The sequence below is a fragment of the Microcoleus sp. Pol1C5 genome, assembly GCF_036701115.1.
Lineage (GTDB): Bacteria > Cyanobacteriota > Cyanobacteriia > Cyanobacteriales > Microcoleaceae > Microcoleus.
This window is the reverse complement of record NZ_JAUBQE010000032.1, coordinates 38,249-60,784: the sequence shown is the minus strand read 5'-3', so window position 1 is coordinate 60,784 and position 22,536 is coordinate 38,249. Positions and strand designations below refer to the sequence as shown.

Below are 22,536 nucleotides of genomic sequence, written 5' to 3'. Positions count from 1 at the left end.
ATATCCATGTTGGCGGTCTAATAACTAATTGCTCATTTTAGCGGGAAATTCAATCATAAATCTTGTGCCTTTATTAACTTGACTTGTGCAGCTAATTGTGCCTTTTAGTTTTTGAGTAACAAGGTTATAAATAATGTGCAGTCCCAATCCCGTGCCTCCCTGGCCTCTTTTGGTGGTAAAAAACGGTTCAAAAATTTTACTGAGATTTTCTGGGTCAATTCCTTTGCCGTTATCGGCATATTCAAATATTAGCCGATCGCCCTCTAGTTTGAAATCAAAAGCCAGAACTCCTTCGTCCTCTCCATCGTAGGCGTGAATTAAGGAATTCAACACCAGATTTGTCACAATTTGACACACTACGCCAGGGTAACTGTCAACTACAATATTTTCATCACACTTAATATTTATTTTGTGCTTAGTTCTTTTTAGTTTGGCTGTTAAGGATGTCAAAATTTCCTCTAGATAGTTTTTAACATTAAACGTGCGTTTTAACTCGCTCGACTGATCTACAGCTACTTCTTTAAAACTGTGAATCAAGTCGGCTGCCCGCGTGAGGTTAGATAAAATCATATTACTGCTTTGCATCGCGGTATCCAGAAACTTTTCTAACTCGGAACGTTTTATTTGGCCGTTACTGTAAACCTCAAAAAACTTTGTGGCTTTTTCAGCAAGCAGGGAGGCGGCGGTGATGCCGATGCCGATGGGAGTATTGATTTCGTGGGCAACACCTGCAACCAACCCTCCGAGGGCAGCCATTTTTTCCGATTCTACCAGTTTATTTTGAGCTGATTTTAAGTCTTCTAAAGTTTGGGAGAGTTCGGAGGTACGCTGCTGTACTAAATTTTCGAGATTCTGATTGAATTGGTGCAAGTTGGCGTAAAGTTGAGCATTTTTGATGGAGATAGAAATTTGAGAAGACAGCAGTTTTAATATTTCTAACCTGTCTTGTGTAAAAGCGCCTGTAGTCAGATTGTTTTCTAAATATAGAATGCCAGTGAGTTGGCTTTGATTAATTAACGGAGTGCAAAGAATTGATTTAGGTTGAACTGCCATTATATAGGGTGTGCGAGTAAATTGTCCTTCGCGGGTGGCATCGTTTAAAACTATACTTTCCTGGGTGCGGGCGACGTAATTCACAACTGCAACTGCCAGCAAAGTTACTTCTCGATCGTCGGCTACAAAATCTATCGGAATAGATTGCATGACAGCAACGCGATCGACATCTACAGATCCTGATGCTTCAATCACCCATTGACCCTCTTTTTCTAGTATTAAAAAGCCTCTTTGCCCTCCGGCATTTTCAATGACAATTTTCATCATTTTTGCCAGCAGTTTGTCTAGAACTATTTCGCCGGCTAAAGTTTGCGATGCTTTAACTGCTGTGGTCAAGTCTAGCACGCCTGCACTGTCGTTCGTAGTGGAAGCGCTGCTGGTAGATTTGTGAGTTTCAATATTAGTTGAAATCGAGCCTGAAGTTAGCAAGTGCGAGTATTTCGATTCTAAATGCGATGCTTTGGCTATTGCTCCCCAGCGCTGATAGCAATAACGCGCTTCTGTCAAGTAAGTTTTAGAAATTTTTTCTCGTCCTATGGATAGATAAAAGGCTCCTGCTAATTCTGCTGCTAGTGCTTGTACCTGTATGTATCCGTTTTCTTGGGCTCCTTCAATTGCGCGATCGTAATATTCCATTGCTCTCACCACATTGCCCAAAACACGCGCTTTTTCTGCCGTAAGTAAGTCGCATTTGTGCTGAAGATTCATGGGTGCATAGAGCGCTTTTTGTTGGAGTTTTTTCCGGTTACTGACAGCGTAAAAAATATGCTCTTCTTGTTCTTCATTTGTGGCAGATGGATAGGCTGCTAGACGGGCTAGAGAATCGTAAAACTGGTATTCAGAAACATTAATAAAGCCTGCAACTCCGTCTAAATATACTTCCGCTTGCGCTGCATTTTCTAGCGCTGTAGCGGTATCTCCAAATAAATACGCTAGTATTAATTTTTGCAAATAAAAGTGCTGTAGTCCCACCCGATCGTTAGCTTTCAACAGCAGCGACAACAATTTTTCTTCGCTGTATGCTTCACCTAACACAAGGTGTGGACTTTCCAATTTTCCCATCAATTGCAAAATAGTTTGCCGATATATTTGATTCCAAGTCAATACAGTTTCTTGCTTGAGTTGAAACAGCAAATGGTTGTAACTTACCATTCTCCGTTCCAGTTGTGGCAATTCTTGACCGATAAAATACAAAGACTGACAAATATTTACGGCTGCATATCCGACACATTCTAAATCCCCATTTTCTAGCGCGCTTTGATAGGCGTCCTCTAATAGTGGCAAAGAGTCTTTAACGTGATGCTTGCCGTTCATCAAAATGAATGCCACTAAATTAAGCGTTTTGCTTTTGAATTCTAACGCATTTAACCTATCGCTCAAATTCAAAGCTAATTGACCGAAGCTATCGCCAGATTCAATATCTCTAACTATCCCTTTTAAAATTGCTCCGTAATTAGCATAACCGAAGGCAGAAAAAGTAGAATTTCCGTAATTAATAGATAAATTAACTTGCTCGCACACAATTAGTGGCAGCAGCACAGGTTCAACTATAAATGTAGCTGAAAACATACTGGAAAGCACGCGCATCGTTGCTAACTTGTGCGGATTTGTCATAATCGGCAAGTTAATTAAATCTTCTATTTTCTTTCCGGTTAAATAAGCTGCGGTTTTAGCCAGTGCTTGCTGAATGTGGAGGGGAATCGGCGATTCGGGAAAGTTTATTCCTAACATTTTTAATGCTTCGCGACCAATTTTTACCGATTCTTGGAGTTTGGCTTGCATCGCACAAGCTATGATTCTGATTTCAAACACTTTGATTTTGTCTAGTTCATTTTTTGCGTGTTGCAGGACAATTTCAGCCCATTTTTCCATTGGCTCAAAGTCGGTATTGAGGTAAGCAGCTTCTGCTGCTGACTCGTAGAGTGCAAGAGTCAAGTCGTAGTCAGTTTGCCAACTTTCGGGGGGCAGCAGTTCAATACCTGCGGTTAAATATTTCAGGGCAAGTTCGTAAGCTGCACTTGCTTTTGCTTTGCGGCCTGCCATTAAATTTAATTGGCATAATTGAAATTGTTCTAATTGGCTGGTGATGATTTCTTTGGCAAAATTTAGTTGGTTTACGGTATCAAAAATATGCTCTTCTAATTGCTCTGGCGGTGCATTTTTGAGTAAAAATTTGCCTATCTTTAGATGGATTTCTTGTTGTTGAGAATCAGATATTAAAGCATAAGCTGCCTGCTGCACTCGCTCGTGCAAAAATTTGTAAGTTGCACTAGGAACATCAGCCACTGGCAGGGAAAATTTTTCGCTAAAATCTCTAGATATTGTGTCTGTTACTTCTGTACTTGCTGCTAGTGCGATCGGAATTTTGTAGGCGTTATTCACGAGCAAAATCAGACCGGAATGAAGTGCCTCACCGAGGTCTGTTGCTGCGGACGCCAGAGGTTTTTCGGCGATTGTCGAGAGAGTTTTTAAATCAAATTTGTTCCCGATACAAGCGGCTAATTTAAGCAGTTCCTGGGTATTCTCTGAAAGTTTCTGAATGTTATCTATCATTAATTCTACAACATTGTCAGTTATTCCCATTTCTTGTATTTGTTCGATATCCCACTGCCACTCGCCTGTGATAGGGCATTTTTTCACAATTTGCTCTGAGATTGGTTGCGCTAAGCCCGACAGGTTAGGTTCAGCTATATCGCTCACATTATTCGATGGAGAAATTTTAAATTCAATCACAGTTTTTGAGTGAAGAAATTTTATTAGTTGAGTTAAAAAGAATGGATTTCCACCAGTTTTTTGAAAAAGCAACTCGGCTAAACTTAGCGAGTTTTCGGGGGCGCAGTTCAAAGTATCGGCAACGAATTGGTTGACGCTGCTTATATCTAAAGGCAAAAGGGCGATCGCCCTTACAGTGCCGCCTGCTTTTTTAATTGCTGAGGCGGTCAGCATTAGAGGATGATTTGGATCTACTTCTTGCTCTCTATAAGCTCCAATTATTAATAAATATTGAGTTTCCAGGTCAGTTGCTAGCAGTTCTATTAACTTGAGAGATGCTGAATCGACCCACTGCAAGTCGTCCAGGAAAATTACTAGGGGGTGTTCTTTTTGAGCAAAGACGCGGATGAAGTTTTGAAATACTAAATTAAAGCGATTTTGAGATTCATTTGCTCCTAAATCTGGGACGGGGGGCTGCGGCCCAACAATCAGTTCTAATTCGGGAATAGCTTCAATAATTACTTGGCAGTTACCGCCGAGTGCTTTTAAAATCTTTTCTTCCCAAATATGGATTTCTGCGGCATTTTCGGTGAAAATTTGTCGCAACAAATCTTGAAAAGCTTGGAGCAAAAAAGCATAGGGAATATCGCGCTTAAATTCCTCAAATTTGCTGTCAATAAAATACCCGTTTTCCAGCGGAATCGGCTTGTAAACTTCATATACTAACGACGATTTGCCCACACCTGCACTACCAGAAATCAGCACTATTTCTGTATTGCCTCGCCTCATCCGCTGGAAGATACTGAGAAGCATATTAACTTCTGCTTCTCGCCCGTAAAATTTTTGGGAAATTTGCAGGTGACTTGACTGATCTTGCTCGCCGAGGGTTATGTGGGAAATTTCGCTTGTTGTTTGCAGTTGATCGAGACAATTTTCCAAGTCGTACAAAAGTCCGAAAGCACTTTGATACCTGTCTTCGGCTGTTTTTGCTAAGAGTTTTATGACGATATCGGAAACGACTTGAGGAATCTCCTTGGTTCCTACTTGATTGATTCTGCCTTCGATGCTTCTGCTTTCTACTTTTTGCTTTCTGTTTTCACAAGGAGAAACTGGTGTTTTAGCAATATGACAGTGTACTAATTCCATGGGATCGATCGCCTTAAAAGGCAATTCGCCACAAAGCATTTCATAAAAGGTGACGCCTAAAGAATAAAAATCGGTGCGGTAGTCGATCGCCCGATTCATGCGTCCTGTTTGTTCAGGAGACATATAGGCGAGAGTGCCTTCGAGTAAATGGGGATGGCTGGGGGCGGGGTTTTCGCCCGGTAGCAGGGAGGCGATCGCAAAATCAGCAATTTTGACATCTCCTGTCTCGATATTGACAATAATATTGCTGGGTTTAATATCTTTGTGGATAATGTGGTGTTCGTGGAGTTGCCCAATAGTTTCTGCTAGTTTGATGGCAATATGCAGAAATTGTTGTAACTCTAGCTGGTTGTTGCTGAGAAAGTCTTTTAGGGCAATCCCACCAAAATCTTCTAAAACTAAAACCGGAAAGTGATTGTATGTTTCTATTTTGTAAAGCTTGACTATTCCGGGGAAATTCAAATTTTTAAGAATTTCAGATTCGTGCAGCAGTTGGGATATTTGCGCTGGGCTAGGGTATGGCGGCGTGAGAGTTTTGAGGATAACGGGTTTTTGTTCCTCAAGCTGCAGGCCTCGATAAATAACTGTGTGAGAGTTTGTATAAAGTTCTCCGTCAATGCGGTATCCCGGAATAGAAATCATGATATTTGGGGGTAATTTTAAATATGCGGTTATACAATTTTAAAGGTTAAATCGGAAATGATTGATGACATAAGTCTTTAGCTCTGACCTACAGTTACATTCTTTTTAGCCAAAAGTATTATTAAGTAAGTGAAAATACATATCGCGATCGAGTGTGGTTTTTACGGCAGTAAACTGGCTAGTATTATATAGCTGAGCTAAATACATTCCTAAAGGGCCCTCCTAGATACTTTTTTTGTCGCTTATTTACTTATCTATATTTTAGTCTTCAAAAAATCAGAAGTCGCACTTTGCTATCCCGCCAGTGCCAAAATAAACGGGTGCGTGCAAATCAACAGCTAAAATCTAAAAAAATCATGCAGAATATAACTGCCTCAAATCCAGCTAATGCGACCGATCGCGCTTTTGGCACCGCAGACATTCAATTGCTGGTAGTGGATATAGACGGCACGATCGCAGGTTTGTCAAATACCATCCGAGAACCAGTCAAGCAGGCAATTTTGGCTGCCGAGTCGCGGGGAGTGAAAGTGGCCGTCGCTACGGGCAGGATGTACCGCTCAGCTTTGCGTTTTCACCGCGACATCGGCTCAACATTGCCGCTGATTTGCTACCAGGGCGCATGGATTCAAGATCACGCTACTCAAAAACGGCTGCGGCACTTGCCGCTGTCGAAACAAACTGCTCTGCAACTGTTAGATCATTTTGAAGAACCGCAGTTGCGACCGCTCCTTTCGATCCATTTCTACATTGAGGATCAACTTTACGTGCCGGAAATTACCGCAGCTACCCGAATTTATGCCGAACGATCGGGCATTGAACCAATGGTAATTAAAGATTTGCGGCGAGATCTTCCGGGGGAACCGACGAAAGTTTTGGCATTGTGTGAGAATCCTGGGGTACTCGACGGCTTGCTCAGCAGTATGCGGCAGCGCTACACGCCTGCGGAGCTTTATTTGACTCGATCCGTTGCTACTTTTTTTGAAGCTACGCATCCTTTGGCGAATAAGGGAGATGCGGTGCAGTATTTAGCGGAGGAACTTTTGGGTTTGCAGGCGGCGAACGTGATGGCGATCGGCGACAATTTTAATGATGTAGAAATGATTGCCTACGCGGGTGTAGGCGTGGCGATGGGCAATGCTCCTGATGGCGTGAAGGCTGCTGCTGATTGGGTGGCGCCGGATGTGGAGGAAGATGGGGTGGCGGCTGCGATCGAACAATTTGTTTTGGGCGATCGTTGATATTTGTAGCACCAATAACGCAGGGGCGGGTTTAGCGACATTTGGAAAAAATGTATATCAACTCGCCCCGACCCAGCGACACTTTATTATTATATAACTGTCTAGTTTTGAGTTCTATGCAATCAAGTTTTGATTATAAAAAAAATCCACAATTTCTGATTTTTCGAGATTAAGTCGAGTCAATTACTTTGTTTACAACATCCGAATATTTATTTAACGAACGGCGAAGACGCTTAGAACGCGTTCGGCGAAGCCGTTCCCAAAGGGTAGGAAGAAATGAAGAAGGCGGGGCGGGCTTACAGATCTTCTGGATGTGAATTTATAGATAATTTCAAATTCTTAAAAATGGGTTCCAACAGAAAGAGCACCGACGACTGGCCGTGTTTCGTCTCGGTGCTCTTACTGGTTCGCTCCTCACACGTCCATCAATATAGCTGACTCAGTAAATTGTGTCAATACTTTTTCCAAAAATTGTTTTTTGAGTCGGCTGCTGCCGGGTGGTCGGTGCGGTGGAGGGAGGCAAAACTTTTGCACTGCAAGGGTTTGACTCGATCGCCCCAGGCTGGCATCAAGCATAAAAATTTTACTTCAATTCCAGCAGCCAGTCCAAAATCAGAGCGTTGACTTCACTCGGCCGCTCGTCGTGGGGACAGTGGCCTGTGTTGGGAATGGAAACAAATTTCACTGGTTTATCGTTGGCGGCCAATTGTTGATAAATTTGGCTGCCGGCGATCGGCGTCCAGGGGTCGTCTGCGCCCCAAAGTACCAATAACGGACGATCGACTTTGGGCAGCAGTTCTGAAGGTTGAGGGCCTGGAGGGGCTGTGAGAATCGAGGCAAACACTTGTTGAGCTCCGGGCTCGCAGGAGGGGGCGTGGAGGAGTTCTACGAGTTCGTCGGTGATGGCTTCGCGGTTCCCGTAGACTTGGCGCAGGGTGTTGCGGATGCGGTGTTTTTGGCGGATGTTGTTGAAGACAAAGGGGCCGATCAGGGGCGATCGAACTAATTTAGTAAAAGTCCCCATCACTACTCGCAGCGGGAAATTTAGTTCGTCCGGCCGGTGGTTGAGCCCGCCGGCACAGTTGATTAAGACTGCACCTGCTGATATTTCTGGATGGTTGGCGACTACCATCAAACTCAGCAAAGCGCCGATCGAATTCCCGACAAATACCGCCGGTTCCTGTACCAGATCCGCCCAGAAATCAGTCAGCAATTCTTCCCACAATTCCAGAGTGTAATCGAGGGCTGGTTTGGCGGAAGCACCGAATCCCAGCAAGTCCAGCGCAAATACGCGATAGCCGCCGGCTGCTAGTGGGGGGATATTTTGCCTCCAATGTCCGATCGAAGCCCCAAATCCGTGAATCAAGATCAGAGGGCGGCCGGTTCCTTGAACGGTATATTGGATTTTGTGACCTTTCCAAGTCCAAATTAGCTTTTCAAAACTCGTTGCAGATACTAATTGTTGTGCAGTCACGGCTATTATGTAAAGTTTCGTTAACTACTTTCATCATAGCAGAAGTCAGTAGTCAGTAGTCATGAATTATTGGTTATCGGTTATTGGTTATTGGTTATGTGTTATTGGTTATTTGTTATTTGTTGTAATACCCTATGCCCTATGCCCCATGCCCCATGCCCATTTTTACTTTTTTCCTAGCAACCAATAAGTCATCATATTCCCCTTACCTTTTACCGGAATTACGCCTCGCCTCTCAAATAAATACTTATCTTTCAAAAGCTCATAAGTAACATCAGTAACTTGAATGCTGCCTGCAAAACCCGTAGCTTCCATCCTCGCCGCTACATTCACCGTATCTCCCCACAAATCATACGTAAACTTGCTCACACCAATCACTCCCGCAACCACGGGCCCGGAATTGATGCCAACCCGAATTGCCAGTTTTTCCCCTGTCTCGGCGCACAACTTTGCTATTTTTGCCTGCATTCCCAGGGCCATTTGGGCGATCGCCTCGGCGTGATCATCTCTCGGGGTAGGCAATCCCCCGACTACCATGTAAGCATCACCAATAGTCTTAATTTTCTCCACACCGTACTTTTCAGCTAACTGGTCGAAGTGCGAAAAAATTACGTTCAAGCGCTTGACCAACTCGGTGGGAGACATTCTAGCAGACAACTCAGTAAAGCCAACAATATCAGCAAATAAAACACTTACTTGGGCAAAACTATCGGCAATTGTACTTTGCTCCGCCTTCAATCGTTCTGCGATTGGTTTGGGCAAAATATTTAACAACAACTTCTCGCTTTGTTCTTGTTGAACTTTTAGCGCTTCTTGCGCTAATTTGCGCTCGGTAATGTCAGAAACAGTACCCTCATAGTAGAGCAGCTCACCTTTTGCATCTCGAACAGCCCGAACATTTTCTGACACCCAAATCCGGCGCCCGTCTTTGCGACATACCATAGATTCAAATCCCGAAACGGCATTTTCAGCATCCATAGCAGCCACAAATTCGAGGCGGCGTTCAGGGTCAACGTAAAGTTGCTGAGCAATATTTTTAATCTCGGACATTAGTTCTTCAGGCGAGTCGTAACCGTACAATTTTGCTAAAGCTGGATTAGCACTGAGATAGCCTCCAGAAGGGGTGCTTTGAAAAATGCCTTCCATCGCATTTTCTACAATGCTGTGATATTTTTCTTGGGCAATACGCAGCAATTCTTCTGCTTGTTTGCGCTGAATCAAAGAACCTAATTGAGTGCCGACAGCATTAAAAACGTCCATAAATCGTGCATCTTTCCCACCCGACGAAATTTTAAAGAAAACTAGCACTGCCAATACTTCATCGCCTACCAAAATCGGCACGCCAAAACCCGCTTTGAATCCGAGTTCTAGTGCTATCTGACTTCGGAAAAAATGCGGGTAGCCCTTGGAAATATCTTCTACCCATTCGGGTTGCTTGGATGCCCAAATTCGTCCCGGCAGCCCTATATTCCGGGCAAATGTCAGTTGTTGGCTTTGGGTGCGGAACGATTCCATGCTGGGGTTACTCGCATACCAGCCGCGGGCAGATTGCAGCACAGTTGCTTCTGCATCGGGAATCCAAGCTTCTCCTACATCCCATCCGATTGTTTCGCCAACTTGGTGCAGAATTACTTCTAAAGCTGAGTGAAAGTCTACAGCTTCGCCGATCGCCCGCGTAGTTTCCAGCAAAAACCGGATTGATTCTTCAGCCCGCTGCCGTTCTGCGATTTCTTCCTGCAATCTAGAATTGCGATCGTGCAGTTCCCTAGCTTGCTGTTGCAGTTTGGATTGCAGCAAACGAAGGGAAAGTTGGTTTTGGACGCGGGCTAAGACTTCTTCTACTTGAAACGGTTTAGTAATATAATCCACTCCTCCTACTTGAAAAGCTTTAACTTTTTCCAGCACGTCATCTAGCGCACTAATAAAAATTACCGGAATATCTTTAGTTTTTTCGCTTAACTTTAACTGCTCACAAACTTCATACCCATTCATTTGCGGCATATTAATATCTAGTAAAATTAGATCTGGAGGAGATATTTGTGCCCCTTGCAAAGCCAAGTGTCCGTTAATAGCCTTCCTGACATGATACCCGTGAGATGCCAGCATAGTAGATAAAAGTCGCAAATTATCCGGCATATCGTCAACGATCAGAATGTCTTTAGGAGTCGCTGGTAATGGATGGTCGTTCATCATCATATAATTGAGTTAAATCGATAATGATATCTATCCGAAAATTATCGACTAAATCTGTTAAAGCCTTAGCGAGATTTGCCTCAGTTTCGGGAATTTCCTCGATCAGTTCGAGGATGCGGTTGTCGTCTACACAAAGTGCTGCTCGGTGCAACTCGACCACCCAGTCTGTGGGCATTACACTCAAATCCTCGGTGGTCAAACTTTTAAGCAGCGTCGGTGTTGAAAAAGAAGTAGATAAGTTTTCTTTCTCATAAATATAACGCAGGTTGAGGTGATGCGCTATCTTTTCAAAGAGTACCTCTTCCCGAAACGGTTTACATATCAAATCGTTACAGCCAGCAGACAGAATTATTTGCCGCTGCTCATCAAAAGCACTGGCAGTCAGGGCTATAATTATTGTTTCTTTACCTTCGAGAGTTTTCTTAATCTGTCTTGTCGCTTCATACCCATCCATCACCGGCATCAGCATATCCATTAATATCAAGTGCGGCTTCCAAGTTGAATGCAAAGCAATTGCTTCTTGACCGTTAGTTGCTTCCCGGACTTCAAATCCCAGGGGTACCAGCAGCTTAAGCAGCAGTTGGCGATTTTCCGCTACATCTTCAACTATTAATATCCGATAAGTTTCTTGTCCCGCTTCTAAAGAAATAACTTGTTTAATCGGCGGTTTTTCTTGTTCATCACTTTCTGTTACTAGGTTGACCCAGATATTAAAGCTGAAAATAGTGCCTTGGTCTAGTTTACTTTCAACAGCAATATCACCTCCCATAATTTGGACAAACTGTTGGCTGATCGGCAACCCCAGACCAGTTCCCTGCATGGATTTTCGACCCGTTTCGGTTTGTAAAAATGGCTTAAATAATGTGGAAATTTCTGAGGGAGAAATGCCGGGACCCGTGTCGGCAATTTCAAAATACAATTGGGATTTGTTTTCTTCGGTGGCGTCTTGTTCAGCTTGGCTGCTGACGCGCAAAGTAACGGTTCCCTGCTGAGTAAATTTAATCGCATTGCCGAGTAGGTTAATTAAAACTTGCCGCAATTTAGCTTCGTCTGTTTGAATGTACTGCGGCAAATCCTCGGCATTTTCAAAGATGAGGTGCAAACCTTTGGAATTGGCTTTTAGTTGCAGCATTTCTTTGAGACTGTTGAGAAGGTTGTAGAGATTGAAGCGGCTTGGGTTGATGGTAATTTGACCTGCTTCTATTTTGGACATTGACAAAACATCATTGATGAGTTCCAGCAAATGTTCGCCGCTGCGGTTAATAATTTCTATGTATTCTTTTTGTTCTTCCGTGATAGAACTGTTGCGGGCCATGACTTGGGAAAAACCGAGAATGGCGTTGAGAGGTGTGCGGAGTTCGTGGCTCATGGAAGCTAGAAATTGGCTTTTGGCGCGGTTGGCAACTTCGGCGTTTTCCTTGGATTTAATCAGTTCCATCGACTGCCTTTGAGTGCGAGCGAGCAATTCCGCTTGCTGTAATGCTACTCCTAGCTGAGTACCTACATCAACTGCAACGTTGATTTCAGCTTCACTCCACTGGCGGGGAGCAGAATTTTGATAGGATGCTAGTAATCCCCAGAGCTTTTTGCCTGAAAATATTGGTACAATAATGTAGGATTTAGCTTGAAATTTTTCAAGCAATTGAATGTAACAATTATCGAAACCTTGCTTGTAAATATCTGGGACACAAAGGTAAGTCTTACCTCTGCTGTATGCTCCGCCTTGGGTTTGTTGCAAATAGGTATCGTGGACTTCGGGTGAAATACTATCTAATTTTTGGACGAGGCAAACTTCACTATCTAAAGCGCCTTCAGTAAGGTTAGAATCGATATCTTGTGCTTGGATGAAAGAAACCCACTTGCGGTCAAGGGATTCGGCTACAAATTCACCACTCCAGTCTGGATTGAAACGGTAAATAGCGACTCGATCGCACTTCATGGTTTGGCGCAATTCTCGGGTTGTAGCGTGAAAAATTTCTCGGATATCTAAAGTTTGCCGCATTCTTTCAATAATGCGGGCGATCGCCCTTTGTCGTAAAGCACTTTCTTGCAGTTTGGTTTCTGCCTGCTTGCGTTCGGTAATATCTACAGCCATTAAAGCAATGCCGATCGCTGTACCGTTATCGTCAATTAGGTGAGTATTGTACCACTCGCAGATGATAGTTCTGCCGTCTTTGGTCAGATTTTCGGTAGTGCCGCTGGATTTTGCATTCAAGTCATGATTGAAAATATCAGATAATTGCGGGTGGTAGCTTTCAGGTAAGATCAAATCCGAGGCGACTCGACCAATCGCTTCTTGCTCACTGTAGCCAAAAATAGCAACGGCTGCAGGATTCCAAGTGATAATTTCTAAATTGAGGTTTAACTCGATAATAGCGATCGGTGTTTGTTGCAATAAAAACGAGATTCTTTGCTGCGATGCTAGCAGTTTCTCTTCGGCTAATTTACGGTCCGTGATGTCATTAGCAGTGCCGAGAATTTGTTTGGGTTTACCATCGGCTGTTCTGAGAAATACTGTATCCCAACTGTGCATCCATCGCCATTCACCGTTTTTGTGTTTCATGCGGTATTGACATTCAATGACCTCACCGTCTTTGGCTCGATCTACTTTTTGGACGCTTTCAAAAAACTTTGGCAAATCGTCGGAGTGGAGCAGAATTGGCATCATTGCTGTACCCATATCTTGTATTTCTTGGGCGGTGTATCCGAGTAGCGTCGAAATTTGTCGGTTGGTATAAACATTCCGCTGTTCAATTACATCGTAAACGTACAATAGGTTGGGATTGGAATCGGCGATCGCTTGAATGAAGTGCTGGCTCTCTCTGAGTGCGAATTCTGTTTGTTTGCGAACGCTAATATCTCTGGCTACGATAATCACTGAATCTGGAGTAAGCGGAGAAACTTTAGCGTCGAGGCAAACTTCGCGCTCTCCGACTTTAAAGCTATATTCAACATTGATGGTTTGCTTCGTTTTTAGAGCGTGTTGGATGGCATTTAACACTAAATCTGCTATAGGTTTCGGCAAGACTTCGTGCGCTGTTTTGTTAATCATTTCGCTGGGAGGTTTCACCAAATTCGTTGATGCTGTCGGGGCGATTTTGATGCAGCGCCCTTCGGCATTTCTCACTAAAACTGTGTCAGTCATGGCGGCAAAAATCGCCCGCAATTCTGTTTCAGATTCTTGCAGAGCTTGCTCGGCGCGGACGCGGGTGCGAATTTCTGCTTGCAGCACTTTATTTTGCTGATCGAGCTGCTGAATTCGGTTTTTTTCTCGTTCGATCAGTTTAGCTTGAGCGATAGCGAGCCCTACTTGAGCCGCCACAGCTTCTAATAAGTCAATTTCCTCGGAAGTCCATTCCCGGTAACGATCGCACTGGTGCAAGCCGATAGCGCCGTTTGCCCTGCCTTGGTAGGAAGTGCGAATTGCCAGCATCGATTTCAACCCAAGCTTGTGGCAAATCGGTTGAACAGCTTGCAACAGAGGGTCTGAATAAACATTGTGGGAGGCGATCGCCTGATCTTGTATCATCATTTGTACGACGTGAGGATTGCCCCAAATAGGAACAGGTACGTTCCGAATAGATTCGCACTCCGGTTCGAGATACTCTGCCGCCAGAGGAATATCCACTTGGGGAGTAGTAACGTAAGTATGAATCAAACAGCGATTGACGCAGAATGCCAGACCGATTTGAGTTGCAGCTATTTGAAATATTTGTTCTGGCTGCAAGCTTGAGCGGATTTCTTGAGTTATTTTTGCAATCAGCAATTCTCGCTGAACTCGCCGTTCTAAAGCAGCTTTTGCTCCCGCCATTTCTATTTCTGCGTGCTTGCGATCGCTGATATCAAAAAGTACGCCATACCAAACAATATCGCCATTATCGCGCATTTCTGGTCGAGAATTAGATTGCAGCCATTTAAGTTTACCAGACGGTGTAATAATCCGCCATTCACAGGCAAAAGGTTCTAACGTTTTGGCGCTAGTAGCAATTTGTTTTACCAGATATTCGTGGTCATCTGGATGATTTTGCTCGAAGCACAAGTCTGGATTTTTTAATATTTCCTCACTCTCTAATTCGTAAATTTCCCTACAAGCATAACTAATATATTCAAATTTGAAACTTCCATCGGGCTTCTTGATAAATTGATAAAGAACTCCCGGTATATTGACCGCCAATTTCTGCAACCGCGCTTTGCTTTCCCGGAGTGATTGTTCTGTTCGCTTGCGAAATTCTACCTCTTGTTGCAGTTGGGCATTCTGCTGTTTTAATTGTTTTGATAGCTGTTGTATAGTCAATTGACTTTCGATCCGCACTAAAACTTCTTCCACTTGAAAAGGCTTAGTAATGTAGTCAACACCGCCGACTTCAAAAGCTTTGACTTTGTGAAAAGTTTCATCATAAATACTCAAAAAAATAACCGGAATTTCCCTCATTTTTTCGTTGGATTTCAGTCGGGTACAGACTTCATATCCGTTCATTTTGGGCATGGCAATATCGAGCAAAATTAAGTCTGGGAGAACGCTTAAATTAGCATTAACCGCCATTTCTCCCGAAATCGACCGCTGAACTTTATACCCTTCTTTTGTCAATATGCTTGATATAAACCGCAGGTTTTGGGGCTGATCATCAATAATTAAAATGTGAATGTTTTCTTTGTCAAATATCATTTTTTGTCTGACCATTGTGAATTTTTTAGTGCTAGCAGCAGATTGAAGATTTAATAAATTTAGGGATTCGTTCAGATCGTAATTATTTATTAAACCTTTTCAAACTCATCCAAGAGAGGATTAATTTTAGATATTAGCCATCCGCTAACCCACCTTCTATTCTTTAAACTTATTGCTTGCTTGTCTTAAGTTGGTCACTCAAATTAACCGTATTTAACCATATTTTATTCCCCAAACAAATCCCCTAATTTGAAGTACCCATTAAGTCTGCGTAAAAACAATTATCGCTTAGGCACTTCCGACCAAAGCAACCGGGTTTTTTAACTTTGTTCAAGCGCTGCGACAAAGTATTTTCCTACAACCCGGTTGATGCGCCCCGAACAGTTTTTTGCTTGACTTTAGCATTAAAAGTGCCAGGAGAAGAACGCAAGTTTCTGGACATTCTGCTGCGACATTCAAAGGGTTTTAGCCTACATACACACCTGGACGTACCACGAGGGGAAGAAATCGTTTTTTTTACTATTGTCGCTGCAACGAAGTATTGCTGTGAAAAACCTCGGTCTTGACGCACCCGCCCATCAGTCTTAAGATATTTATAGGTAACTAAGAGTATATAGAAATCCTAAATCATTTGTAAATTTCTTACTTTCTCCCCGCAGGTTCGGGGAGGGTTGGGATAGGGTAAAAAATTTACGGCTCCTGCAAGGATTGCTATAGATCTGTCCAACCGCACCCAAAGCCTACCATATAAACTATTCTCTCGGTTTTTTTTAAGCCAGCAATTCCTTAAGTTTAGCAATATTTTCAGGGCTAAAGTAAATTTTAATTTCTAGTTCTTGGTCAGCTTCCCACAGCAGCAGCATATTATCTTCGCCCAAGGCGATTTCTGGATTGTTTAATTCAAGTGTTTGATATTTAACTTCGGGAATGCCTACGCGAATTACCAGTTCCGATTCCAACTGAGGATAGATGTACAATTGCTGTTGCAAGTTATCAAGCTCTAGTTTGTCAACAGTGTTGTTACGTTGGACAGGAGAATCGGGTTTGTACCAATAGAGAGTTTGCTCCCGAATTTCGGGATTGACTATCACAAATGTTTCGTCAAAACGCTGGGGATGCCAGTGAATTTCGCTGAGACCGCCGATTTGCGGAATCAGTCGCTGTACCCAGCTAATTTCTTTGCCGTTGAGGTTTCCCCACCACTGACTGATATTATCGAGATTGTCAGCATTTTCGGGGTCGGTGCTGCCGGACTGCCAGACTGTTTTTAGTTGTTGCATATACAGGTTCTCCAGCGAATTTAAATTTGAGATTGCAGGCCTTCAATTGGAGATTCATTCGTTATACAATAATTTTAATGGACTTACCAATTATTTACCACGAAGATTACGTTGCACCCCTGCCACCGGATCACCGCTTTCCGATGGCCAAGTTTCGGATGCTTTACCAGATGCTGCTTGCGGATGGGGTAGCAGATAAATCGCAATTTCACGCTCCCGAACTTCCCCCTCAAGAATGGATTGAATTAGTCCACGACCACTGCTACGTTCAAGCTTACTGCAACGGGACGCTCGATAATAAAGCGACTCGGCGAATTGGTCTGCCTTGGAGTCGGGCCCTTGTTAATCGCACTTGCACTGCGGTTGCAGGAACTGTACTAACTGCCAAGCTCGCTTTAGACTACGGTTTGGCTTGCAATACTGCAGGCGGAACTCATCACGCCTTCCCTGCTTTTGGGTCGGGTTTTTGTATTTTTAATGATTTGGCGATCGCCTCTCGCGTCTTACAAAAAAATGGTTTAGTTCGCAAAGTTTTAATTGTCGATTTAGATGTCCACCAAGGAGACGGAACCGCGGTAATATTCCAAGATGACAGTAGCGTTTTTACTTTCTCGATGCACTGCGAAGTCAATTTTCCCGGCACTAAACAAAAGGGCGATTTAGATGTACCTTTGCCTGTCGGTATGGAGGACGACGAATATTTACAAACATTGGATAAATTTTTACCAGATTTGCTGTCAAGTGTCAAGCCTGATTTAGTTTTGTACGATGCTGGAGTAGACCCTCATCACGGTGACAAACTGGGAAAATTAGCTTTAACTGATACGGGCTTATTTCGCCGGGAAATGCAAGTTTTGATGGCGTGTTTAGCTGGTGGCTATCCCGTTGCCTGCGTGATTGGCGGGGGCTATTCCGATGACGCTAAGGGGTTAGTTTACCGACATTCGCTGCTGCACCGAGCCGCCAGTCAAGCCTACAGACAGTATCGACTTTGATCGAGAGTGGCGAGATTTCCGAAATATGACAGAAAACACAGTCTCCTTCACGCAAACAAATAAAAATACTATTAGCGAGCGCTCCAGCTTGCCAGATGGGTACAACTTGAGCTAAAAAGTTGTTAAACAAACAACGGTACTTATGTCGAAGGCCAGCGAGTCCAATCACCCCTATCCACTGCTGGTTGTCATTGTTAACTACCGAACCTCTAGTTTGACAATTGACTGCTTGCGCTCTCTAGTTAGCGAAGTTCAATCGCTGCCCGGTATGCGAGTTGTAGTGGGCGACAATGCTTCAGGCGATCGCTCAGTCGAAGAAATTAGTAGTGCGATCGCCTCAGAAGGCTGGAGCGAATGGGCATCCTTCGTTCCCCTAGACCGTAACGGCGGATTTGCCTTCGGCAACAACGCCCTGATCCGTCCCGCCCTCCAATCCACCAATCCCCCTCCTTACTTCCTGCTGCTCAACCCAGACACCATTGTTCGCCCCGGTGCCTTAAAAGCCCTCGTCGATTTCATGGACACTCATCCGGAAGCCGGCATCGCCGGCAGCCGCTTGGAAGACCCCGACGGCACGCCCCAGGAGTCAGCTTTTCGGTTTCACAACATCTTGACCGAACTCGATTTTGGTTGGCGGACAGGCTTTATATCCAAGTTATTAGCCAACTGGGCCGCAGCGCCTCCCATTTCCCAAGAAACCTGTCAAACTGATTGGGTAGCTGGAGCCAGCATGATCGTCCGTCGCGAAGTATTTGAAAAGATTGGCTTGATGGATGAAGCTTATTTCATGTACTGCGAAGAAATGGACTTTTGTCTGCAAGCGAACAAAGCTGGCTGGAGTTGCTGGTACGTACCCGAAAGTCGCGTTGTCCACTTAGTCGGCCAAAGCTCAGGCGTCACTGACACCAAAAAGCCCGCCAAGAGGCTGCCTACCTATTGGTTTGATTCCCGGCGTAGGTACTTTATCAAAAACTACGGCTTGGTTTACACAGCATTAACTGATGTATCCTGGGCTTCTGGTTTTGCAGCCTGGAGGGTGCGCCGCGTACTTCAAGGCAAACCCGATGGCGATCCACCACAATTACTGAGGGATTTTGTATTAAATAGTGTATTTTTTAAGGGGGGTAAGATTGAAAAATCCAAAAACTTTTAAAGGGAGTTGGTAAATCGGTCAAAGCCAACTAAACTAGGTTGACCTAGGCAAGCAAAATATTTTATGATGCAGCCTAGAAATTAGTATTCTCGATCGATAAAACCGGATTGCTTTTTCCTCAAAAACCTGATAGACCCATTAATATCGTCGGCATCTAGCAATAGAGTAAACAAAAAATAGTGTGAATTAGAGCTTATGGTCACTGAGCAAAACTTAATCACCAGTGAAAATCAAGTAGAAGACCCCGGCTTGGGACTGTGGCAGCAAATTAAAGAAGACTGGATTGCTCACGGTCGAGATTGGACAAAACCGGGATTTCGCGCCGTAGCAGTGCAGCGTTTTGGCGTCTGGAGAATGCAGGTAGAACCGAAATTACTGCGAGCACCTTTGAGCATTCTTTATCGATCGCTCTACCGAAAAGTCCGCAATAGTTACGGGATAGACTTGCCTTACACTGTGAAGCTCGGTCGTCGCGTGGTGATTGAACATCAAAACGCTATTATTATTCACGGATATTGTACGATCGGCGACGATTGCATTATCCGCCAAGGTGTAACTTTGGGAAACCGCTATTTGGACAAACCGCTAGAATCCCCTCAATTGGGCGATCGGGTTAACGTCGGCGCTGGTGCAAAAATCCTCGGCAAGGTCAACCTAGGAGACGACGTAAATATTGGTGCCAATGCTGTAGTTTTATCAGATATTCCAGCCGGTCAAACTGCCGTTGGTATCCCTGCCAAAATTATCAAATCCCGGCCTGCTGAAAACAACGCTTAAATCATTTTCTTCCTTATGGCTTCTGCTATAACTCTGCAGAGATTAAATAAATCTCCCTAGTCAAGTTAGAGATTCTTCTTAAGGTAAACTGCCCAAACAGGCACAATTGTCAACATCATCAAAAAAATGCACAAACAATGGTTGAGTCAATCACTAAGTCAATCATTTCTGCTACAGAACCAGACTGGAGCCGCGAAAAACTTAGCAAGTGGTGGGAACCGAGTCGCCAACTGCTTAAATCTATCCGCAACTATCAAAAGTGGCAGCATCAGGGTGGAATTGGAGGATATATTTTAGGCCGTTGGAACGTGCTCCAGCATCGATTTTGGAGCGTTGTCACTGCAACAGACATCCCTTTGAACTGCCAAATACAAGGAGGACTGCTGCTGACTCATCCTAATGGCGTGGTCATTCATCCCAGTGCTTCCATTGGTCCTAACTGTCTGATTCTTCAGCAGGTGACAATTGTTGCTGATGTCAAAATCGGTGGTCATGTCGATATTGGTGCAGGAGCTAAAATTATTCGCTCCGTAACGATCGGCGATCATGCTTTGATTGGTGCTAATGCTGTGGTGATTTGTGATGTGCCACCGGGTGCAACCGCAGTGGGAATTCCCGCAAAAATCATCGAAAAAAAACCCCAGGAAGTCTGAAAAAATTTCTAGAAGTCGCAGAAAAATTATGAAATTAGCTGGACTTTTATTAAAATATAAAACGAACTACTCAGTATTTGCTTTCAAGAGGTAAAACTTGAAAGAAATTGGATTAGTTGCGAACAGCTAGAATTTGGGATTTAAAATTAAATAAAAAACCCGTGGCTTTCAGTCGCGGGAGCGTCCAAAAGCTCAAGTTTTCTCCCTCACTTTTCAACCTGGTTTCAATCTTTCGAGTACCAACTCAGCGCGCCGCCGTGCCACTTTTTCCCACGTAAATTCCTGTGCCCGCTCGCGGGCAGATTTACTCATCCGAAGCCGCAAATCGGCACAACCAGCTAACTGTTGCAAGCCTGTCACTAGCGCTTCTTCATCATAGGGCGAAACAATTATGCCATCTTTGCCATCTCGGACAACGCCACCCGCTCCCATAGGTGAAGTTAAAACTGGCAAACCGTTAGCCATCGCTTCATAAGTAACCAGCGGGCTGCCTTCTTCCAAACTGGGAAAGGCAAAAAAGTCAGCTTCGCGATAAGCAAGGGCAATATCGCTAGTGTAATCCCTATGAATTACATCTGAGCGTGCTAAAATGCTGCTGCAAGTTTCAGCAATTGCTGGCTCCATACTTCCGCAAAGCAGTAGTCTGCCTTTAATTCCTGCTTTTTCCCAAGCCCGCAACAGTAAATGAGCTCCTTTTCTGACGCAAACGCTGCCCGCAAAGATAACAGTAATCGTGTCTGATAGTGGCTTGTCGCTCACAAAAGGCGGGAAGCGCTTGGGAGACCAACCGTAACTGGTAAGGATCAGTTTATGTTCGGGAACTCCCGCTCCCATAAAAGATTTTTTCACCTCGGGGCTCGGACAAAAGATGAAATCAGCCAAACTAATTTGTTCATCCTCTTCCTGAATGGTATCGGCAGTAATTTGGTGTTGGGGATCGATTCCCAAGCGATGGTAAGCATCATCAATAATAAATTTAGCCGGCTTTGTATAACAGTTGATCCGCTCCAAAAGAATGGGTGTGCTCTCCTGTTTAACTTTCCTAAAGGTTTCGATCGAAGTGTTAGGCCACAAGTAAATTGCATCAAAATCCTTAACATCTCTGAGGAAAAGCTTTTCTGTACAATTTCTAGGTCTGTCAGCGCTGCGGTAATATAGCCATTTGAAGTATCTGGGTACAGCTTCTACAAGATTCGGTCTGCGACATGACGGATCGCAATTCGGAACAATCATGCGGGCTTTAAAGTCAGGGTAGTTCCACTGTTCGCAGATTGAAAAAAATGTATGGCTGGCTCCCAGGTTCGTACAGTAAAGTGCGAAAAAAGAACTTAAATTTAGCATTGTTGACTAAGCTCTACTCAACATTATCTGTGTGGCTCTTAATACAGAATAGGTTAGAGACAGTTTAACACCAAAAACCGCAGATTAAGGTAAGTTAACAATATAAAGATATTGTAAACTTACCTTGAGTGTCACTAAAATATTAAAATAGCAACTCGCGAGTCGAATTCAAGAGGTAAAGGTTGAAACAAATGGGATTAGTGGCGATCGGACGAAATGAAGGGCAGCGCCTCCGCCAATGCCTAGTCTCCGCCACAGGCAGAGTTGCCCGCGTCGTCTATGTCGATTCCGGCTCAACAGACGGTAGCCTAGAGTTAGCCCGATCGATCGGAGCCGATACAGTAGAACTAGACTTATCTATACCGTTTACCGCAGCACGTGCCAGAAACGAAGGCTTTGCCCGCTTGCTGGAACTAGGACCAGACATCGAATTTGTTCAATTTGTGGACGGTGACTGCGAAGTAGTTGATGGATGGATCGATCGAGCCTACAGCGAACTCGTAGCCAAACCAGACGTAGCAGCAGTCTGCGGGCGCAGGCGTGAACGATACCCCGAAGCAAGCATCTACAACCAATTGTGCGACATCGAGTGGGATACGCCCATCGGCGAAACCAAAGCCTGCGGTGGCGACTCCCTGATGCGCGTAGCAGCATTTGAGCAAGTCGAAGGTTTCAATCCCACACTAATAGCCGGCGAAGAACCCGAACTGTGCTTGCGGCTGCGCCAAAAAGGTTGGAAAATCCTTCGCTTAGACGCAGAAATGACCCTGCACGACGCGCAAATGACGAGTTTCGCACAGTGGTGGAAGCGGGCTCAAAGAGCGGGTTACGCCTATGCCGAAGGATCCTGGATCCACGGCAGCGAACCAGAGCGCCATTGGGTCAAAGAAACGCGCAGCACATGGTTTTGGGGCTTAGTCTTGCCAGCCCTAGCCTTGGCAATGACATGGCCGACAAAAGGCTGGAGCTTGTTACTATTGAGTGGCTACCCCTTAGCAACCTATCGCACCTATAACTATTATATAAAGCATCGGTACCTCACAACTAAAGAGGCAGCCATCTACGCTTTGTCATGTGTATTAGCCAAATTTCCCCAGCTACAAGGTCAAATCCAGTTTCACCAGCGCCGATTGCTGGGGCAGCAGAGCAAGCTAATCGAATACAAAACCACCAAGTCTATTAATTCAGCCAGCTAGAATTACAGCTAACATCC

At 44.3% G+C, this 22,536-nt stretch carries 13 protein-coding genes; 6 read left to right on the top strand and 7 right to left on the bottom strand.

The genetic code is table 11. The features are described from left to right. Positions 1–24 precede the first annotated feature (24 nt). Positions 25–5,553, bottom strand: a complete 5,529-nt coding sequence (locus tag QUA23_RS18505; protein WP_333077561.1) for an ATP-binding sensor histidine kinase — start codon at positions 5,551–5,553, stop codon at positions 25–27. 356 nt (positions 5,554–5,909) lie between these two features. Here QUA23_RS18505 and QUA23_RS18500 point away from each other — a divergent pair, with 356 nt between their 5' ends. Then, positions 5,910–6,791 carry a Cof-type HAD-IIB family hydrolase gene (locus QUA23_RS18500; protein WP_333077560.1) on the top strand — a complete coding sequence of 294 codons (882 nt, stop codon included), beginning with the start codon at positions 5,910–5,912 and terminating at the stop codon, positions 6,789–6,791. A 414-nt stretch (positions 6,792–7,205) separates the two neighbouring features. On the opposite strand, the gene QUA23_RS18495 is transcribed toward QUA23_RS18500, so the two are convergent. The 5 genes from QUA23_RS18495 to QUA23_RS18475 form a co-directional block, all read right to left on the bottom strand. Next, on the bottom strand, positions 7,206–7,367 hold the full coding sequence (locus QUA23_RS18495) for a hypothetical protein (protein ID WP_333077558.1): 162 nt from the start codon (positions 7,365–7,367) through the stop codon (positions 7,206–7,208). Between the two features lie 7 nt (positions 7,368–7,374). After that, on the bottom strand, positions 7,375–8,265 hold the full coding sequence (locus tag QUA23_RS18490) for an alpha/beta fold hydrolase (protein ID WP_333077557.1): 891 nt from the start codon (positions 8,263–8,265) through the stop codon (positions 7,375–7,377). A 165-nt stretch (positions 8,266–8,430) separates the two neighbouring features. Then, a complete protein-coding gene (locus QUA23_RS18485) occupies positions 8,431–10,458 on the bottom strand; it encodes an adenylate/guanylate cyclase domain-containing protein (RefSeq protein WP_333077589.1) in 2,028 nt (675 codons plus the stop codon). Then, the gene (locus QUA23_RS18480; RefSeq protein WP_333077556.1) at positions 10,424–15,139 is read right to left on the bottom strand and encodes a response regulator; all 4,716 of its coding nucleotides are present in this window, start codon (positions 15,137–15,139) and stop codon (positions 10,424–10,426) included. The genes QUA23_RS18485 and QUA23_RS18480 overlap by 35 nt, the downstream gene beginning before the upstream one ends. 755 nt (positions 15,140–15,894) lie before the next feature. Further along, a complete protein-coding gene (locus tag QUA23_RS18475) occupies positions 15,895–16,404 on the bottom strand; it encodes a hypothetical protein (protein WP_333077555.1) in 510 nt (169 codons plus the stop codon). Positions 16,405–16,481: 77 nt separating this feature from the next. Between QUA23_RS18475 and QUA23_RS18470 the strand changes: the two genes are divergently transcribed. The 4 genes from QUA23_RS18470 to QUA23_RS18455 all read left to right on the top strand — a co-directional run bounded on the left by QUA23_RS18470 (position 16,482) and on the right by QUA23_RS18455 (position 19,982). After that, a complete protein-coding gene (locus tag QUA23_RS18470) occupies positions 16,482–17,399 on the top strand; it encodes a histone deacetylase (protein ID WP_333077554.1) in 918 nt (305 codons plus the stop codon). A 142-nt stretch (positions 17,400–17,541) separates the two neighbouring features. Next, on the top strand, positions 17,542–18,552 hold the full coding sequence (locus tag QUA23_RS18465) for a glycosyltransferase family 2 protein (RefSeq protein WP_333077553.1): 1,011 nt from the start codon (positions 17,542–17,544) through the stop codon (positions 18,550–18,552). A 195-nt stretch (positions 18,553–18,747) separates the two neighbouring features. Beyond that, positions 18,748–19,329 carry a serine acetyltransferase gene (locus QUA23_RS18460; RefSeq protein WP_333077552.1) on the top strand — a complete coding sequence of 194 codons (582 nt, stop codon included), beginning with the start codon at positions 18,748–18,750 and terminating at the stop codon, positions 19,327–19,329. Between the two features lie 137 nt (positions 19,330–19,466). Continuing rightward, on the top strand, positions 19,467–19,982 hold the full coding sequence (locus QUA23_RS18455; protein WP_333077550.1) for a serine acetyltransferase: 516 nt from the start codon (positions 19,467–19,469) through the stop codon (positions 19,980–19,982). 213 nt (positions 19,983–20,195) lie between these two features. Here QUA23_RS18455 and QUA23_RS18450 read toward each other — a convergent pair whose 3' ends face one another. Then, entirely contained in the window at positions 20,196–21,323 is a 1,128-nt protein-coding gene (locus tag QUA23_RS18450) for a glycosyltransferase family 4 protein (protein ID WP_333093907.1), read from the bottom strand. Between the two features lie 182 nt (positions 21,324–21,505). Here QUA23_RS18450 and QUA23_RS18445 point away from each other — a divergent pair, with 182 nt between their 5' ends. Further along, on the top strand, positions 21,506–22,519 hold the full coding sequence (locus QUA23_RS18445) for a glycosyltransferase (protein WP_333077548.1): 1,014 nt from the start codon (positions 21,506–21,508) through the stop codon (positions 22,517–22,519). The last annotated feature ends 17 nt before the right edge of the window (positions 22,520–22,536 follow it).

Coding starts and splice junctions, on each gene's coding strand:
- QUA23_RS18505 (WP_333077561.1), bottom strand. CDS start 5,553: ATGATTTCTATTCCGGGATACCGCATTGACGGAGAACTTTATACAAAC.
- QUA23_RS18500 (WP_333077560.1), top strand. CDS start 5,910: ATGCAGAATATAACTGCCTCAAATCCAGCTAATGCGACCGATCGCGCT.
- QUA23_RS18495 (WP_333077558.1), bottom strand. CDS start 7,367: ATGCTTGATGCCAGCCTGGGGCGATCGAGTCAAACCCTTGCAGTGCAA.
- QUA23_RS18485 (WP_333077589.1), bottom strand. CDS start 10,458: ATGATGAACGACCATCCATTACCAGCGACTCCTAAAGACATTCTGATC.
- QUA23_RS18480 (WP_333077556.1), bottom strand. CDS start 15,139: ATGGTCAGACAAAAAATGATATTTGACAAAGAAAACATTCACATTTTA.
- QUA23_RS18475 (WP_333077555.1), bottom strand. CDS start 16,404: ATGCAACAACTAAAAACAGTCTGGCAGTCCGGCAGCACCGACCCCGAA.
- QUA23_RS18470 (WP_333077554.1), top strand. CDS start 16,482: ATGGACTTACCAATTATTTACCACGAAGATTACGTTGCACCCCTGCCA.
- QUA23_RS18465 (WP_333077553.1), top strand. CDS start 17,542: ATGTCGAAGGCCAGCGAGTCCAATCACCCCTATCCACTGCTGGTTGTC.
- QUA23_RS18460 (WP_333077552.1), top strand. CDS start 18,748: ATGGTCACTGAGCAAAACTTAATCACCAGTGAAAATCAAGTAGAAGAC.
- QUA23_RS18455 (WP_333077550.1), top strand. CDS start 19,467: ATGGTTGAGTCAATCACTAAGTCAATCATTTCTGCTACAGAACCAGAC.
- QUA23_RS18450 (WP_333093907.1), bottom strand. CDS start 21,323: ATGCTAAATTTAAGTTCTTTTTTCGCACTTTACTGTACGAACCTGGGA.